The organism is Saccharopolyspora aridisoli (genome assembly GCF_004348445.1).
Taxonomy (GTDB): Bacteria; Actinomycetota; Actinomycetes; order Mycobacteriales; family Pseudonocardiaceae; genus Saccharopolyspora; species Saccharopolyspora aridisoli.
Genome location: NZ_SMKV01000018.1, coordinates 1 through 15881, shown reverse-complemented (window position 1 = coordinate 15881; position 15881 = coordinate 1). Strand labels below are relative to the sequence as shown.

The window sequence follows — 15881 nt, the reverse complement described above, 5'->3', positions numbered from 1 at the left end:
CGGAGGCAGCATGTCCACGCGCAGAGCCGGCTCGGGTTTCGCGTTCGTGACGCCGTTCCTGGCCGCTTATCTGCTGTTCTTGGTGCTTCCACTGGGAATGGGGCTGGTCGCGAGCCTCACCGACGCCGGGTTGACCGGTGCGAGCACCGAATTCGTGGGGCTGGCGAACTACGCCGAGGCGCTCACCGATCCGGCGATGTGGCGGTCCTTCGGCGTCACCGTCGGTTTCACCGCCGCCAGCACTCCCCCGCTGATCCTGGTCGGGCTGGTGATGGCGCTGCTCACCCACCACCTCGCCCCGGCGCGCTGGTTGTGGCGGCTGGCGTTCTTCGCGCCCTACGTGCTGCCGTCCTCGGCGATCGCGCTCATCTTCGTGTGGATGTACCAGCCCGAGTTCGGGCTGGCCGACTCACTGCTGTCCTGGCTCGGGATCGGGCCGGTGGGGTGGCTCTCGCACCCGGTCGCGGCGATGCTCGGCGTGGTCGTGGCGACGGTGTGGTGGACCGTCGGCTTCAACTTCCTGCTGTACCTGGCCGCGCTGCAAGCGATCCCGCACGACCTCTACGAGGCGTCGTCGCTGGACGGCGCGGGCGGGTGGCGCCAGCTCTGGCACATCACGCTGCCGCTGCTGCGGCCGACCACCGGACTGATCGCCGTGTTGCAGGTCTTGGCCTCGCTGAAGGTCTTCGACCAGTTCTACCTGATCACCAACGGCGGTCCGCAGCACAGCACGAGACCGGTCCTGCAATACGTCTACGAGTCCGGGTTCACCAACTACCGCACGGGATACGCCTCGGCGGTGTCCTACGTGTTCTTCGCGGCGATCCTGCTGTTCACGCTCGCGCACTTCAGCATCCAACGCCGCCGGGCGGGAGGAGACCGACCATGACCGCGCGATTCCGCTGGGGCACGGCTGTTCTGGGCGTCGTGACTGTGGCGCTGGCGGCGCTGTGGTCGCTGCCGTTCGCGTGGACGCTGCTGACGTCGCTGAAGCCGGAGTCCGAGACGACCGAGGTACCGCTGCGCTGGCTGCCCAGCGAGTTCACGCTCGAGGCCTACCGCAGCGTGCTGGCGACGGACGACATCTGGATCTGGTTGTTCAACAGCGTCCTCACCGCCGGCATGGTGACGGTGCTGGTCGTGCTGCTCTCCAGCATGGCCGCCTACGGGTTCTCCCGAACGGATTTCCGCGGTCGCAAGGCGCTCTTCGGGTTCGTCGTCGCGGGAGTGCTGGTGCCCACCGAGGTGCTGATCGTCCCGCTGTTCCACGAGATGGTGTTCCTCGGCATGGTGGACACGCCGTGGGGTGTCATCCTCCCCCAAGTGGCGCTTCCCGCGATGGTCTACATCCTCAAGGTGTTCTTCGACGGCGTTCCGCGCGAGCTGGAAGAGGCGGCGATCGTCGACGGCGCGAGCCGCTGGCGGATCTACTGGCGCATCGTCATGCCGCTGTCCCGCCCGGTGTTGGCGGCCGTCGCGATCTTCACGTTCATCACGACGTGGAACAACTTCCTGTGGCCGTTCATCGTCACCGCCGACCCGGGTTCGATGACCCTGCCGGTCGGGTTGGCGACGGTCCAGGGCAGCTACGGCGTCCGCTACGCCGAGGTGATGGCGACCGTGGTCATCGCCGGGTTGCCGTTGTTGCTGCTCTTCGTGCTGTTCCAGCGCCACATCGTGCGCGGCGTCGCGCACACCGGTTTGGCGGGACGATAAGGAGGGGACCTGAACATGACCCACGGCGAGAGCGCGCGTGCGAGCCTGACGATCGACCCGGCCTTCGCGGTCGGCGAGGTGAACCCGCGCTTGTTCGGCTCGTTCGTCGAGCACTTGGGCCGGTGCGTCCACACCGGTATCCACGAACCGGGGCATCCGGCGGCGCGAGAGGACGGGTTGCGGCAGGACGTGCTGGACCTCGTGCGCGAGCTCGGTGTGACGCTGGTCCGCTACCCGGGCGGCAACTTCGTGTCCGGCTACCGGTGGGAGGACGGCGTCGGTCCGCTGGCCGAGCGGCCGAGGAGGCTGGATCCGGCGTGGTGTTCGGTGGAGACCAACGAGTTCGGGCTCAACGAGTTCATGCGCTTCGTCGAGGTCGCCGGGGTGGAACCGATGATGGCGCTGAACCTGGGCACGCGCGGGCCGCAGGAGGCCCGCGAGTTGTTGGAGTACTGCAACCACCCTGGCGGCACCGCGTGGTCGGACCTGCGGCGCTCGCACGGTCACGACGAGCCGCACCGGATCGGCTTCTGGTGCCTGGGCAACGAGCTCGACGGCCCGTGGCAGATGGGGCACAAGTCCGCCGAGGAGTACGGCCGGATCGCCGCCGAGACGGCACGGGTGATGCGCATGGTCGACCCCGGGGTGGAGCTCGTGGCCTGCGGCAGCTCGAACTCGGCCATGCCGACGTTCGCCGCGTGGGAGAGCACCGTGCTGGAGCACACCTACGAGCACGTCGACCACATCTCCTGCCACGCCTACTACGAGGAGTCCGGCGGTGACGTCGACAGCTTCCTCGCCTCAGCGCAGGACATGGAGCACTTCATCGACTCGGTGGTGGCCACCTGCGACCACGTGCGCGCGAAGGTGCGCAGCACCAAGCGGCTGGAGCTCTCCTTCGACGAGTGGAACGTCTGGTACCGGGGCCTGCGCGATCCCGCCACCGAGCCGGAGTGGGAGGTGGCGCCGCGGCTGCTGGAGGACAACTACACGCTCACCGACGCGGTCGTGGTGGGCAGCCTGCTGGTGACCTTGCTGCGGCACTGCGACCGGGTCACGGCGGCGTGCCTGGCCCAACTGGTCAACGTGATCGCGCCGATCATGACCGAGCCTGGTGGGTCGGCGTGGCGGCAGACGACGTTCTTCCCGTTCGCCGACGCAGCCCGGCACGGACGTGGCCGCGTGCTGCGCGTCGAGCCGCGCTCGACCAGGCACGACACCGCCCAGTACGGCGAGGTCGACCTGCTGCACGCCACGGCGGTGCAGGAGGACGAGGACACCGTCGTGGTGTTCGCGGTCAACCGCTCTACCGACCTGCCGCTGGAGCTGGTCGCCGACGTCCGCGGGGCGGGCAGCACGCGGGTCCTGGAGCACCGGGTCCTCGCCGATCCCGACCGCCACGCCCGCAACACCGCCGCCGAGCCCGATCGGGTGCGGCCCCGGACGCTCGACGGTGCCGTGGTGGAGGGCGGCGCGCTCACCGCGACCCTGCCACCGCTGTCCTGGAACGTCCTCCGGCTGCGGCGCTGAGACGGGCCTTTCCCGCTTCGACCGGGACGAGCAGGCCTTGCGCATCGACCGGCGCGAAGGGCGACGGCCGCCGCCCTTCGCGTTCGCGGGAAGATCCGCCGCTAGTGCTGCCTGATCACGTCGGTGATGGCGTCGTCGAGGATCGACAGGCCGCGGTCGATCTCGGCTTCGGTCGCGGTGAGCGGTGGTGCGATGCGGAACGTGCCGCCCATGCCGGGCAGCTGGACGATGTTCATGTGCAGCCCGAGTTCGGTGCAGCGACGGGTGACGGCGGCGCCGAACTCGTCGACGTCTCCCCCGGTCGGCCCGGCGCTCAGCTCCAGGCCGACGAGCAGCCCCCGGCCCCGGACGTCGCCGATCACCGGGTGCTTCCCTGCAAGCTCGTGCAGACCACCGGCCAGCCGCTCCCCCAGCTCGCGGGCACGCAGGTCGAGGCGGTCGCGGGTGAGCACGTCCAGGACGGTGTTGCCGACGGCGGCCGGGAGCGGGTCGTTGACGTGGGTGGTGAAGAACAGGAAGCCGCGGTCGTGGGCCTGCTGTTCGATCTCAGCGCTGGTGAGCACCGCAGCCAGCGGCAATCCCGCCCCGAGGGTCTTGGACAGGGTCAGGATGTCCGGGACGACACCATCGCGCTCGAAGGCGTACCAGGAGCCGGTGCGGCACAGGCCGGTCTGCGCCTCGTCGAGGATCAGCAGCATCCCGCGTTCGCGGCACTTGTCCCGCAGCGCGGCCAGGTAGCCGAGCGGCAGGTCGATGACGCCGCCGGAGCTCAGGATGGGCTCGACGATGCAGGCCGCGAGGCTGCCGACCGACTGCGCGTCGATCAGGTCGAAACCGAGGTCCAGCTGACGCCGCCAGTCGAGGTCGCCGTCCGCGTCGACGATGTCGGGGTGGGAGGAGTCGGGAACGGGCAGCGCGAAGTTGCCCGGAGCCGCCGGACCGTAGCCGACGCGGCCGGCGCTGTAGGTGGCGTTGGCAGCGGCAAGGGTCATGCCGTGCCAGGAGCGGGCGAAGGAGACGATCTCGTGCTTGCCGGTGACCAGCTTGGCCATCCGCAGCGCGGCCTCGTTGGACTCCGCGCCGGTGCTCAGGAACATGGCCTTCTCCAGCGGTTCCGGCAGGGTCTCGGCGAGGCGCCGGGCCAGGTCGATGACCGGGCGGCTGAGCATCCCGCTGTAGAGGTGGTCGAGCTTGGCGGCCTGCTCCCGGACGGTGCTGACGATCTCCGGGTGGGAGTGGCCGAGGATCGCGCTCATCTGCCCGGAGGTGAAGTCGAGCACCTCGCGCCCGTCCTCGGTGAAGACCGAGGCGCCCTCGGCGCGCTCGATGATCCCGGGGCTGAAAGCACCGTGCCCGGCGTAGCGGATCAGATCACGTGTGGCGAGGTCGTCCATGCCCCGAAGCTACCAACGATGCTGTGCCATGCTCCGTCCTCCAGGGTGCGGTGAAGCCCGCACGGCGGAACTCGCCGCGGTTGAGCGGTTCTCCTGCCAGTGGTGCCGTTCCAGCTCGGGGCGATCGTCGCGCATGATCCGGCTGGGGAAGACACCTCTGGGACCGCCGACCAGCTTCGACCCACCCGTTCGAGCACAGCGCGGTGGAGCAGGAACCACCGAACGACCCGACGAGCACGGACACCCGTGGGTCGGTCGCTTTAGGATCAGCGGTCTCCGGCCAGTGAGGAAGTCGAGATTTCCACACCCGTGAACGGGAGCCCCCGCGGAGGGTGGTGGCGGTTCCCGGTGGGAGCGCCACCACCTCCTCGTCGGGATCAGGAATCGACGGGTCGGTCGTAGACGGAGAAGCGCAAGTACATGCCGATGTCGGCGGCCTCGTCCGGGGACGTCGTGCGGAACGCCAGGAGGTCCTGGAGGCCGGTCATGGTCGACGGGTGCTGGGGCGCGAGAGCGTTGATCATCGACAGGTAGGGCCGCGGGTCGAGGCCTTCCTGTCTCATGAGGACGGCAGTGCGTTCAGCCGCGTCCTCATCGGACACCGCGTTCTCCGGCAACCGGAGGTACAGGTTGGCTTCCTCCGGCTGCGCCGAACCGCGGCGAAGAGCGAGGCAGACCATCGGTTCCTCACCCTCGGCCTTGTCCTGACCGTGATACAGCGAACGCCACACCCGGGACGCTCGCCCGGAATCGTGTCCGGCTGCGAGAGCGGCCACCGAATTCAGGTCTTCCCACGCGCGACTGGTGATCCGGAAATAGACCTTCACCCGCGCATCATCCGAATCGGTCAAATCGAGAGCCGCGAATTCAACCTCATTTCCCCGGTCCATCATCTCCGGCATCCACATTCGGACCGAACTCCACGGGCGCTCCAATTCAAGTCGTCCCATCGCCTCGGTCATCGTGTTCAGGACGTCGACCGGATCCGTGCTCTCCGACTGCGGGTTGAAGTACGCCTTGTACCGCGTGGATTCACCCGGGCGCCATGCCAGCGAATGCCAGATGGTGGGACGGTTCACCCGCGGATCATCGCTGACGAAGAGGTCTTCCACACGGTGGTAGCGCCTGAGGTCCACGCCCGGCAGATCGGCCAACCGCTCGGTGAGCGCGCGTCCGGCGCGCTGGCAACCCGCAGGTGTCGGCTCTTCTCCGAGGGATTCGAAGAGGATCCGGAGTTCGGGTCGCCGGGCTCGCCAGCTGATGGACATCTCGGCCGGAAAACCGTCCGCCGAAACAAAAGAGGGAACCTCCGGACAAGAGCTGATCGGGTGATCACCCCAGGGGTTCAGGGCAACGCTGAGTTCTGTGACGAGGGTCTCCACTTCGGATTGCGAGAACCCGAGGTGTTCGGCAACGGTTCGGTACTGGCTGGTCAGGAACTGTGTGAATGACACGCCGTGCGTGGGGAAGACTCCCCACCGGCGAACGGACGACGATCCCGCTCGTGAACTAGGCACTACCCCGACCTTCCGCATCGCGGTTACTCTTGATCGCGGCACGGCGCCTGTCAGCAACATCAACACGATCTCATCCAGACGACGAAATGGGAATGGTCTCCACGCGGAGAGGGTTCGATGAGCATTGTGGACGGTCGCGAGAACATGACATCTCCCCAGGTTGGAACCCGTGATGTGTGCGTGATCGGAGCCGGCATATCCGGATTGGCGATGATGAGTTCGCTCCGTCGCCGCGGGATCGACTTCGTCGGCCTGGAACGCGATGACGCCGTGGGCGGGGTGTGGAACTTCGGCCCTGCCAGTTCGCAGAGCTCACACCCGGCCTACGGCTCCCTGCACCTCAACACCTCCAGCAAGGTTACCGGGTTCACCGGGTTCCCCGTGCCCGATGACTTCCCGCGCTACCCGCGCCACGACCAGGTCGCCTCCTACCTGGAGCGCTTCGCCGATGCGCACGACCTGACCGGCCGCATCGAGTTCGGCACCCAGGTCCACCAGGTGGAACCGTCACCCGGCGGCGGGTGGATGGTCACCAGCCGCAGCGGGGGGAACACGCGGACGCGGCACTTCCGCGAGGTCGTGATGGCCTCGGGTCATCACTCCGCGCCACGACTTCCCGACCCGGCGATCACCGGTTCGGAGGTGTTCCGGGGCAGGCGACTGCATTCCGCCGACTACACCGACCCCGAACCGTTCCGCGGCAAGGAGGTCACGGTCGTGGGCTTCGGGAACTCGGCCTGCGACATCGCCGTCGAGCTCTCCCGCGTCGCGGCCCGCACGGTCCTGTCGATCCGCCGGGGCGCGCACGTGGTGCCGAAAACCCTGATGGGGCTGCCGATCGACGAGATCGCCGCGAGCCGCTGGTGGTCGTTCCTGCCGTTCCGGGTGCAGCGCAAGCTCATCGAGGTGCTGCTGCACCTCTCGCGCGGGCGCATCGCCGACTACGGCCTGCCGGAGCCGGATCACCGGGTGATGGACGCGCCGATCACCATTTCCGACGAACTCCTCAGCCGGCTCTCGCACGGCGAGATCGCCATCAAGCCCGGCATCCGGGAGTTCACCTCCGACCAGGTCGTCTTCAACGACGGCAGCGCCGAAGACGCCGACGCGGTCATCCTCTGCACCGGCTACGACATGTCACTGCCGCTCCCCGACGACGTCGCCTTCGACGGCGACGGCCGGCTCTCGCTGTTCCAGCGGATCGTGCCGCTGGGCCACGACGGGCTCTACTTCGCGGGATTCCTGCGCCCGGTGGGGGCGCTGACCCGGCTCGCCGAGCTGCAGGCGGAGTGGATCAGCGACCTCATCACCGGCCAGGCCAGGCTCCCCGGCCGCGACGAGATGGCCGCGGAAGTGCACGGCCACCTCGACCGGATCGCCAGGCGCTACGGCGCGCAGCGCCCCGAGGACGCCCTCAACGTCGACGTCGGCAGCTACGTCCGGGGGCTCAAGCGGGAGCGCCGCCGGGGCGCTCACCGCCCGGCGGCTGACGCTCATCCGCACAACGGACTCACTGACCTGCGCCGACGGTCTGCTGAGTGGTCATCAGCCTCTTGACTGGTATCCACCCCGGTCGCGAGCACTCCGCCGACGCTCGATGGATTTTCCTGCTCCTCCGCAGGTCGCACCACGCGAGGAGGTGCGGGCTGGTGGCCTTCTCCCCGGTCGACAACGTGAGGAGGGATGTGACACCGCTTCCCGGACGCACCGAAGGTTCGCAGCAGCTCCTGCCGCCGCTGCACCACAGTCAGGTGAGAGCGAAACTCGTCGGCCCGCCCTACCTGGTCCTCGCCACACCTCCAAGGACAGCTCCCCGATCTGAAGGCGCCAGGCACTCACACGCCGGATCTGCTCCTCGCACGCGCCGAAGTTGCCGCTCCAGCGGCAGTTTCGATGACGTGCTCCAGCAGCCGGGCCAGGACGTCCTTGACGTCGGTGCGCTGGCGCGCGTCGAAGTTGATCACCGGGACCTTGGCGGTGTCGATCTGCAGCGCGTTGGCGACGTCCTCGGGCTGGTAGCGCTTCGTGCCGTCGAACTCGTTGACCGCGACCAGGTACGGGATGTTGCGGTCCTCGTAGAAGTCCAAGCTGGAGAAGCAGTCGTCCAGCCGGCGGGTGTCGGCCACGACCACAGCGCCGAACGCGCCGTGGGTGTGGTCATCCCACACCGACCAGAACCGGGACTGGCCGGGCATTCCGAACAGGAACAGCGGCGTGCCGTTGCTGAGGTTGATCCGGCCGAAGTCGATGCTGACCGTCGTGGTCGTCTTCTCCGGAACACCGGTGAGCGCGTCCACCGAGGCGCTCGCGTCGGTGATCGGCTCGTCGGTGAGCCGGACGTACCGGTCCGGGTCCGCCACGCTCTTGATCAGGGTCGTCTTCCCGCAACCGTATCCACCGGCGATGACGAGCTTGACCGGCGGCCGCTCAAAGCTGTTTAACACTGTCCAGAACCCCCTGTAGGTATTCCAGTGTTGCATCGGAAACGGTTTCTTCCGGGGTGCTCTCACCGTCGAGGACGAGGACTCCGCGGCGGAGCAGCGCACCCACGAGGGCGCGGGCGGTCAGGACGGGGGTGCCCAGGCTCCCCGCCACCTCCGCTATCGCGACGGGGTTCCTCGCCAGCTCCAACGCGGCGCTGTCGCTCATCGACAGGTCTAGGTGCCCCTCACCACCGGGCTTGGCGACCACCTGGGTCGCCAGGTCCAGGTCCAGGTCGGACTTCTCCGGGGCGCCGGCCACGATGAAGGGCCGGACACCCGCGACGGGGTCCTCCGCGTGGACGTGCTGATCGGGCATGGGTTACGGCCTCATCCCGGTCAGCGGGCCCGCGGAGCCACCGCGACCCTCGGTCACCAGGTGCTCGCCGACCTGAGCGAGCAACCGGTCCAGCTCGACGTTGACGATCAGCGGGTCGGCGGGGGTGTCGACGACCACGGTGATCCCGGTGCGCTCCGCGGCCAAGGCCAAGATCACGAACCGGTTCGCGCCCTCGATGACCGTCTTGCTCGGATCACCGCCCCCACCGATCACGCTGACCCGCTTCGACGAGCTGAACGCCGACGCCGACATCGCGGCGAGGTCTTCAGCCTGCTCCTTGGACACACCTTCGGAGGCCAGGCGTGGGAATCCGTCCGACGACCACAGCACGACGCAGTCCACGTCCGCGACGCGCTGTGCGAAGTCGGTCAGCACCCAGCTCAAGTCATCCCGGCCATCGCTCATTGTGTTCACCCCTCACCTGTGTCGCTGCTGTGGTTCTGGCGTCCGGACACGAAGCCCATGGCCCCACCGCCCGCGCTGCGGCGGGTTCCGGTGCTCTCGTCGGCGGCACCGGCCTGGGCCTTCTTCTCCTCGTCGAGGGCCCGGCCGACCGCTGAGGCTCCCCTGCGCCGCACCGGGAGGCCCACCGAAGAGGTCTCCAGCGGCTCCTGCTCGACCGGCTCGGCACGCGGCCTCGGCGGTTCCGGTCGCGACTGGGCGCGGGTCTCGACGGGGTCGGCCAGCAGCGCGGTCGCGCCGCTGAGCCTACCGCGCGCGCCGGAAACGCCCACCGGAGCGGCCCTTTCGATTTCGGCTTCGCGCAGCAGCTCGGACGGGATGGACACCTCGGCCCTGATCCCGCCGGATTCTCCCGCGGCCAAGGTGACCTCGATGTTCCACTGCTGGGTGATCCGGGAGACCACCGGCAGGCCGAGCTGCATGTGCCGCTGCACGCTGCCGAGCGCGAAGTCGGCCTCGGTGCCCAGGATCGTGTTGGCCTCGCCGAGCTTCTCGGCCGGCATGCCCAGACCGCGGTCCTCGACGATGACCACCAGCGATCCGCTGCGCTCCTCGGTCCAGACCCGGGCCTTGCTCTGCGGGGAGCTGTAGTTGGCGGCGTTGTCCATCAGCTCGGCGAGCGCGCGGATCAGGTACGGCGCGGCCTGACCGTCGACGGCCACCGCTCCCGGCTTGCGGGTGTGGATGCGGCCGTAGTGCTCGATCTCGGCTCGCGCGGATTCGAGGATGACCTCCATGGGCGTCGGACCGCGGTGGTAGCGGGCGAGCCGGTTGCCCGACAGCAGCCGCAGGTTCTCCGCCAGCCGGCGGGCCCGCAGCAGGAGGCTGTCGAGGACCAGCAGCGCGCGGTACCGGGGGGCGGCCTCGCCCGCTTCGCGCTCTTCGGTGTCGACGATCTGCATGGCGCTCTGCACGATCTGCTGGACTCGCGCGGCCATGCCGACCACGACGCGGGTGAACGCGTCGCTCGTCTGCTTCTGCTTGATGCGCTCCTGCACGGCGACCTGGTAGGCACCGGCGAAGGCGTCCGCCACCTCGCCGATCTCGTCCTTGCCGAAGTCCAGCGAGCGCAGCGACGCGGAGGCGTCGACGTCCTCGCCGCGCTCCACCCTGCGGAACAGCTCCGGGACGTCCTCGTCGGCGATCTTGCGCACGGTGTCGCGCAGTTCGACCAGTCGCTGCGGCACCAGAGCGACCAGGTGACGTCCGGCGAACCACCACATCAGCAGGGCGGCACCGGCGGTGGCGATGAGCGCGAGGCCGGCGAACAGGGCGGTGCGCAGCAGCGCGGCGCTGCCGTTGTTCAGGCCGAGTTCCGCGCCGTAGCGGGCCTGCTCGACGGCGATCTCGGTGAGCTGCCCGCCGACCTGGTCGCTGATCTGGTGCCACTGCTGGGTCGTCACACCGTGCACCTGGCCGTGCGCGATCAGCTGCTGCTCGACGGCCTGCAGCTGCTTCCAGCTCTGGGAGCGGGTGAGCTCCTCGTAGCGCTGCTTGACCAGCGGCGATGCGTTGGCGATCTGCTCCTCGAGCTGGTCGTGGTAGGAACCGACCAAGACCGCGACGTTGACCTGCTCGTCGGGCTGCAGCCGGGTGACCACGCCCCGGGACGCCAGCAGCGCGGTCTGCGCCATCTGGTCACCGGCGCGGAAGAACTCGGTGGCGGTGATCCCGGCCTGCCCGGCCTTGGCGTCCTCGACGGCGCGGGCCTGTCCGTCGAACAGGTCGGCACCGGCGTCGAGGACCTCGTTGTAGTGCTCGAGGGTTTCGCGCTTGCGGGCCGGGTCCAGCGGGAAGCCGGGACGGGATTCCGGCAGCCGCCCGATCAACGTGTTGACATCGTCGACCTTGGCCTTGAGGTCCGGTGGCGTCGCGGAGCTCTCGGACAGCTCGGTGAGCTTGCCGGAGAGTTCGGCGATGGCCTGGTCGGTGGCGGCGTATCGCCGACCGAGGGCGTCGGGGGCGGATTCCCCGTCGAAGGTGCGGGCGACCAGCTGGCGTTCGGACTGCACGGCGGCGAAGGTCCGCACCGCCGGGATCGAGGTGTCCTGCACGGTGACGGCGACCGCGCGGACGATGAGTGCGTCGACGAACGCTGGCGCGAAACCGGCGGACACCACCACGAAGAACAGCGCGACGATCGCGATCAGGATGTTCCTGATCCGCCGCCGGAGACTCGTCCTGTCCGGCTCGCGCGTTCTGTCCCTGGTTGGCTTCACGTCGACCGCGCTCCTTCGGTTGTGCTCTCCACGAGACAGGCCCGCCCCCGGCAGCCTCGGCGCGGATTCGCGCGGAGCACGAGCTCCGCTGGGCCCCCCGGCATTGGGCGATGTCACCGATGCGAGCGGGCGCGCCGCAATCCCGATCCCGTGATCATCCGCGCTCGGCCGGGACAGTACCAGCACGGTTTCCGCGGTTGATGAGTGATCCGAAGAGGTCTTCGCTCCAACCGAAATGCGCAGCAGCGCTTGATCTCGGTCACGTTCTCCTGTCGACCACCGCACGGAGAAGGCGGGAGTGCGGCGGTCATTCGCGCGCCCCCGCATTCACCCTCGCTTGTCCGGTTGTCATCTTCGCCCGACGTTGCACGGCGTCGGACTGATCGCTACGTTGGGAAGATCCTGGTCTAGACAACGTTGTCAATCGGGAGGTCTTCCTTGCGACGCCAGCACGACGTCAAGATTGTTCGACGCTCCCACGTTCCCGGCCGGCTCGCGGCCCTCGCGGTCGCCGCCGCGACCGCGCTCGCCATCACCCCCGCCGCCGAGGCTCGAGACCGGATCGACGATCCGGCCCAGTACGTCAACCCGTTCGTCGGGACCAAGCCCGGCGGGCCTGACTTCGGCCACGGCGGCGGAGCGGGCAACACCTTCCCGGGCGCGGTGGCGCCGTTCGGGATGATGCAGTTCAGCCCGGACACCGCGACCTACCAGCACGGCGGCTACGCCTACGACGACAACCGGATCCGCGGGTTCAGCCTCACCCACCTCTCCGGGGCGGGGTGCGGGGACTTCGGCAACGTCCCGTTCATGCCGGTCCTCGGCGACTCCCCGGTGGCCGACTACTCCTTCTCGCACGACAACGAGGCGGCCTCCCCCGGCTCCTACGACGTCACCTTCGACAACGGGCTGCGGACCGAGCTCTCGGCCACCCCGCGCTCCGGCATCGCCCGGTTCACCTACCCGCAGGGGCAGCAGGCGGCGTTGTCGGTGGACGCGGCCAAGGCGTTCAACGACGCGAGCGGAGCGCTGCGGATCGGGCCGAACAGCATCAGCGGCTACAGCGACAGTGGCGGGTTCTGCGGTGCCGACAACACCTACCGCGTGCACTTCCACGCGACGTTCGACCGCGACTTCACCTCCCGCGAGGTCAACGGCGGGCAGGCGTTCGTCAAGTTCGACACCGCCCAGTCCCCGCACGTCGTCGCGCGGATCGGGATTTCGTTCGTCAGCGCGGACAACGCCAGGGCCAACGCCGAATCCGAGCAGGGCGGCCGCGGTTTCGACGAGGTCCGCGACGGCTCGCGCGCGGCCTGGAACGGCATGCTCAGGCGCATCGACGTCGGTGGCGGCAGCGACGAAGATCGGCGGCGGCTCTACACGGGGCTCTACCACTCCCTGCTGCACCCGAACGTCTTCAGCGACGTCAACGGCGAGTACGCGGGTTTCGACGGCCAGGTGCACGCCACCGCCGAGGGGCACGCCCAGTACGCCAACTACTCCGGGTGGGACGTCTACCGCTCGCAGTTGCCGCTGGTGGCGCTGATCGCACCGGACATCGCCTCCGACATCGCGCAGTCGGCGGTGAACCAGTCCGCGCAGGGCGGCTACTTCGACCGCTGGACGGTTGCCAACGGCGGCACCGGGGTGATGGTCGGCGACCCGCTGCCCATCATGGTGGCGAGCGCCCATGCCTTCGGCGCAACGGACTTCGACACCGCGGCGGCGCTGCGGGAGATGCGAGCTGGCGCCACCAACACCGCCGAGCGGCCCGGCCACGAGGAGTACGACTCGCTCGGCCACATCCCGCCGGGTGTGCAGGGCGTGTGGGGATCGGCGGCCACGACGCTGGAGTACAACAGCGCTGACTTCGCCGTGTCGCAGTTCGCCGCACGACTCGGTGAGACCGGCGTGCACGACCACTTCCTGGCCCAGGCGCAGAAGTTCAAGAACCTGTTCAACCCCGCCAACTCCTACCTCCAGCCGCGCAACGCCGACGGTTCGTGGCCGCCGTTCGACCCGGTGCAGACCGAGGAGTACACCGAGGGCAACGGCGCCCAGTACACCTGGATGGTGCCGTTCAACCACCGGGCGCTGTTCGACCTGATGGGTGGCGACGACCAGGTGGTGCCGCGGTTGGACGAGTTCTTCACCGAGCTCAACGGCGGCCCCGACAAGCCCTACGCCTACCTGGGCAACGAGCCGTCGCTGAACACCCCGTGGGCCTACGCCTACGCGGGTCGGCCGGACAAGACCCAGGACGTCGTGCGGCGGGCGCTGACCTCGCTGTTCAAGTCCACACCGGACGGTGAGGTCGGCAACGACGACCTCGGGCAGATGTCGTCGTGGTCGGTGTGGGCCTCGATCGGCATGTACCCGCAGGTTCCGGGCAGGTCGGAACTGGTGCTGGCCAGCCCGATCTTCTCCTCGGTGACCATCGACCGCGGCAACGGCACGAGCATCACCATCAACGCGCCGGGGGCCTCCGAGAACACCAAGTACGTCCGGAACCTCGAGGTCAACGGCACCGGCAGCACCAAGCCGTGGGTGGGCGAGGACTTCGTCGCGGCGGGCGGCACGCTCGACTTCACCCTCAGCGACCGGCCCGACCCCGCCTGGGGCAGCGCCCCGCAGGACGCGCCCCCGTCCTACGACGTCGGAAGCTGAGGTCATGCGTCGGCGCCGCGCCAGCGCAGCACTTCCAACGCGGCGCCGACTCCCACCACGTCTTCGGCCAGCGGGCGAGGCAGCAGCTCGTCGGCGCGCGCCAGCCGCCGCAGCACGGTGTTGCGGTGGGTGTAGAGGCGTTCGGCGGTGCGGGAGGCGTTGCACTGCTCGCGGATGTAGGTGCGCACCACCTGGCGCACCTCGGGGTCGGCGTCGCGCAGCGCACCGAGCGCTTCGGCGACGAACTCGTCGGCGTGGGCGGGGTCGGCCGTCATCAGGGCCACCAGCTGGACGTCCTCGTAGCGGGCCACCTGACGACGGGAGCTGAGCCGGGCGAGCATCCGCTGCGCGGTCAGCGCGTCGAGGTGGCTGCGGCGGAAGCCGTCCACCTCCCGCCCCGGCCTGCCGATCGACACGCGCACGTGCGGGCGCGAGCTGAGGTGCTCGGTCAGCTCATCGGTGCCCACGGTGGTCGCCACCGGCAACCAGACCCACAGCGTTCCTGCGGTGGCCACCACGGTCAGCCGACGGCGAGCACCGGTGAGGCCCACCAGCTCCTCGGCCGCGCTCTCCAGTTCCTCCAGCCCGACGTGGGCGGTGCTCCACACCACGGCGGCCGTGTGCGGCCCGGTCAGGCCGTACCCGAGCTTGAGCTCGGCCCTGCGCGCGCTGATCGGGGAACCTTCGAGGATGAGCGCGACCGCGGCGCGTCGATCGGCGTTGGTGCCGCGGATGAGTGTGTCGAGTTCCGCCTGCATCCGCTCGCTGATGCAGGCGATGGTGTCGTTGACGTAGGTCGAGATCGACAGCGCCGTGACGTCGAGCAGTTCCCGCAGCTCGTCGGGGTCGGAGGTCAGCGAGAAGCAGATCTCCATCCAGTACTGCCAAGCGACGTTCTGCCCTGCCCGGTAGGTGTCGAGCGCGTGGGCGTCGAGTCCGCGGCGGACCAGGTCCCGCGCGGTGTCGAGCGCCTGCCTGCCGAGGTGCGGTGGGACGCGGCAGCCGGGGTCCTGCACGTTGGCCGCGGCCCAGTGCACGACGTTGTCGACGTTGGTCTGCCGCAGCCCGTCGGCCAGCACGGGATCGGCCGCGATGGCCTGCGTTCGGTCGGCGTCGAGCACTGCGGCGTGCAGCTCCTCCGCCCAGCGCTCGGACGGTTTGAGCGCCGTTTCCGCGCCGAGCCGGATCAGTTCCCGAACCCGAGCGGACGGACAGGGCCACGATCGAGTCACGGCAGGCACTATGCCCCAGATGGTCTCTCTTGTGGAGTGCCGGCGAGGAGAGCTCTCTCCGGGGGTTGCTTCGCTTGGCGGTGCGGGTTGCAGGACCTGCGGCGGTGCCAGCTGAGTCCCACACCTGGAACTGGGCTCCGCCTCTTGCGCACATGCTCCTAGGGGGTGTCCTCAAAGCCAGATGAGGAGTGTGGCTAGTCGATCATGGCTTGGTAGGACTGGGCGGTTTTGTCGTAGCGGGTGGCGATAGCTCGGTGTTGTTTGAGCTGGTTGAAGCAGCGTTCGACAATGTTGCGGCGCTTGTAGATGCTGGCCTCGAAGGCG

12 protein-coding genes and 1 pseudogene are annotated in these 15881 nt (G+C 69.0%); 5 read left to right on the top strand and 8 right to left on the bottom strand.

All coding sequences use genetic code 11. The features are described from left to right. Window positions 1-10 precede the first annotated feature (10 nt). From E1161_RS16045 to arfA, 3 genes are read left to right on the top strand one after another with little or no spacing between them, the layout of a single operon-like run. A complete protein-coding gene (locus E1161_RS16045) occupies window positions 11-889 on the top strand; it encodes a carbohydrate ABC transporter permease (RefSeq protein WP_235875068.1) in 879 nt (292 codons plus the stop codon). Continuing rightward, window positions 886-1716: a carbohydrate ABC transporter permease gene (locus E1161_RS16040; RefSeq protein ID WP_132624104.1), complete on the top strand. Its 831-nt coding sequence runs from the start codon at window positions 886-888 to the stop codon at window positions 1714-1716. Before E1161_RS16045 ends, E1161_RS16040 begins: the two co-directional genes overlap by 4 nt. A gap of 15 nt (window positions 1717-1731) precedes the next feature. Then, window positions 1732-3246, top strand: a complete 1515-nt coding sequence (arfA, locus tag E1161_RS16035; RefSeq protein WP_132624103.1) for an arabinosylfuranosidase ArfA — start codon at window positions 1732-1734, stop codon at window positions 3244-3246. A 101-nt stretch (window positions 3247-3347) separates the two neighbouring features. Here arfA and E1161_RS16030 read toward each other — a convergent pair whose 3' ends face one another. Together E1161_RS16030 and E1161_RS16025 are read right to left on the bottom strand one after the other, a co-directional pair. Further along, entirely contained in the window at window positions 3348-4640 is a 1293-nt protein-coding gene (locus E1161_RS16030) for an aspartate aminotransferase family protein (RefSeq protein ID WP_132624102.1), read from the bottom strand. A 377-nt stretch (window positions 4641-5017) separates the two neighbouring features. Continuing rightward, a complete protein-coding gene (locus E1161_RS16025) occupies window positions 5018-6217 on the bottom strand; it encodes a tryptophan dimethylallyltransferase family protein (protein WP_235875079.1) in 1200 nt (399 codons plus the stop codon). A 57-nt stretch (window positions 6218-6274) separates the two neighbouring features. On the opposite strand from E1161_RS16025, the gene E1161_RS16020 reads away from it, so the two are divergent. Beyond that, window positions 6275-7714: a flavin-containing monooxygenase gene (locus E1161_RS16020; protein WP_328591267.1), complete on the top strand. Its 1440-nt coding sequence runs from the start codon at window positions 6275-6277 to the stop codon at window positions 7712-7714. 278 nt (window positions 7715-7992) lie between these two features. Here E1161_RS16020 and E1161_RS16015 read toward each other — a convergent pair whose 3' ends face one another. From E1161_RS16015 to E1161_RS16000, 4 genes are read right to left on the bottom strand one after another with little or no spacing between them, the layout of a single operon-like run. Beyond that, complete coding sequence (locus tag E1161_RS16015) at window positions 7993-8601, bottom strand: GTP-binding protein (RefSeq protein WP_235875066.1); 609 nt, start codon at window positions 8599-8601, stop codon at window positions 7993-7995. Then, complete coding sequence (locus tag E1161_RS16010) at window positions 8585-8956, bottom strand: DUF742 domain-containing protein (RefSeq protein ID WP_132624100.1); 372 nt, start codon at window positions 8954-8956, stop codon at window positions 8585-8587. The genes E1161_RS16015 and E1161_RS16010 overlap by 17 nt, the downstream gene beginning before the upstream one ends. A gap of 3 nt (window positions 8957-8959) precedes the next feature. Further along, complete coding sequence (locus E1161_RS16005; protein ID WP_132624099.1) at window positions 8960-9382, bottom strand: roadblock/LC7 domain-containing protein; 423 nt, start codon at window positions 9380-9382, stop codon at window positions 8960-8962. A 5-nt stretch (window positions 9383-9387) separates the two neighbouring features. Further along, window positions 9388-11658 carry a sensor histidine kinase gene (locus E1161_RS16000; protein WP_165939818.1) on the bottom strand — a complete coding sequence of 757 codons (2271 nt, stop codon included), beginning with the start codon at window positions 11656-11658 and terminating at the stop codon, window positions 9388-9390. 438 nt (window positions 11659-12096) lie between these two features. Between E1161_RS16000 and E1161_RS15995 the strand changes: the two genes are divergently transcribed. Next, window positions 12097-14325 carry a GH92 family glycosyl hydrolase gene (locus tag E1161_RS15995; RefSeq protein ID WP_235875065.1) on the top strand — a complete coding sequence of 743 codons (2229 nt, stop codon included), beginning with the start codon at window positions 12097-12099 and terminating at the stop codon, window positions 14323-14325. Window positions 14326-14327: 2 nt separating this feature from the next. Here E1161_RS15995 and E1161_RS15990 read toward each other — a convergent pair whose 3' ends face one another. Beyond that, window positions 14328-15557 (bottom strand): PucR family transcriptional regulator, encoded by a 1230-nt coding sequence (locus E1161_RS15990; RefSeq protein WP_132624097.1) that lies wholly within the window; start codon window positions 15555-15557, stop codon window positions 14328-14330. Between the two features lie 171 nt (window positions 15558-15728). Continuing rightward, window positions 15729-15881: pseudogene (locus E1161_RS15985) on the bottom strand (transposase); the annotation flags it as partial.

What these genes read in the sequence shown, in the direction of transcription:
- E1161_RS16045 (WP_235875068.1), top strand. Translation starts at nt 11, where the DNA reads ATGTCCACGCGCAGAGCCGGCTCGGGTTTCGCGTTCGTGACGCCGTTC.
- E1161_RS16040 (WP_132624104.1), top strand. Translation starts at nt 886, where the DNA reads ATGACCGCGCGATTCCGCTGGGGCACGGCTGTTCTGGGCGTCGTGACT.
- arfA (WP_132624103.1), top strand. Translation starts at nt 1,732, where the DNA reads ATGACCCACGGCGAGAGCGCGCGTGCGAGCCTGACGATCGACCCGGCC.
- E1161_RS16030 (WP_132624102.1), bottom strand. Translation starts at nt 4,640, where the DNA reads ATGGACGACCTCGCCACACGTGATCTGATCCGCTACGCCGGGCACGGT.
- E1161_RS16025 (WP_235875079.1), bottom strand. Translation starts at nt 6,217, where the DNA reads ATGTTGCTGACAGGCGCCGTGCCGCGATCAAGAGTAACCGCGATGCGG.
- E1161_RS16020 (WP_328591267.1), top strand. Translation starts at nt 6,275, where the DNA reads ATGAGCATTGTGGACGGTCGCGAGAACATGACATCTCCCCAGGTTGGA.
- E1161_RS16010 (WP_132624100.1), bottom strand. Translation starts at nt 8,956, where the DNA reads ATGCCCGATCAGCACGTCCACGCGGAGGACCCCGTCGCGGGTGTCCGG.
- E1161_RS16005 (WP_132624099.1), bottom strand. Translation starts at nt 9,382, where the DNA reads ATGAGCGATGGCCGGGATGACTTGAGCTGGGTGCTGACCGACTTCGCA.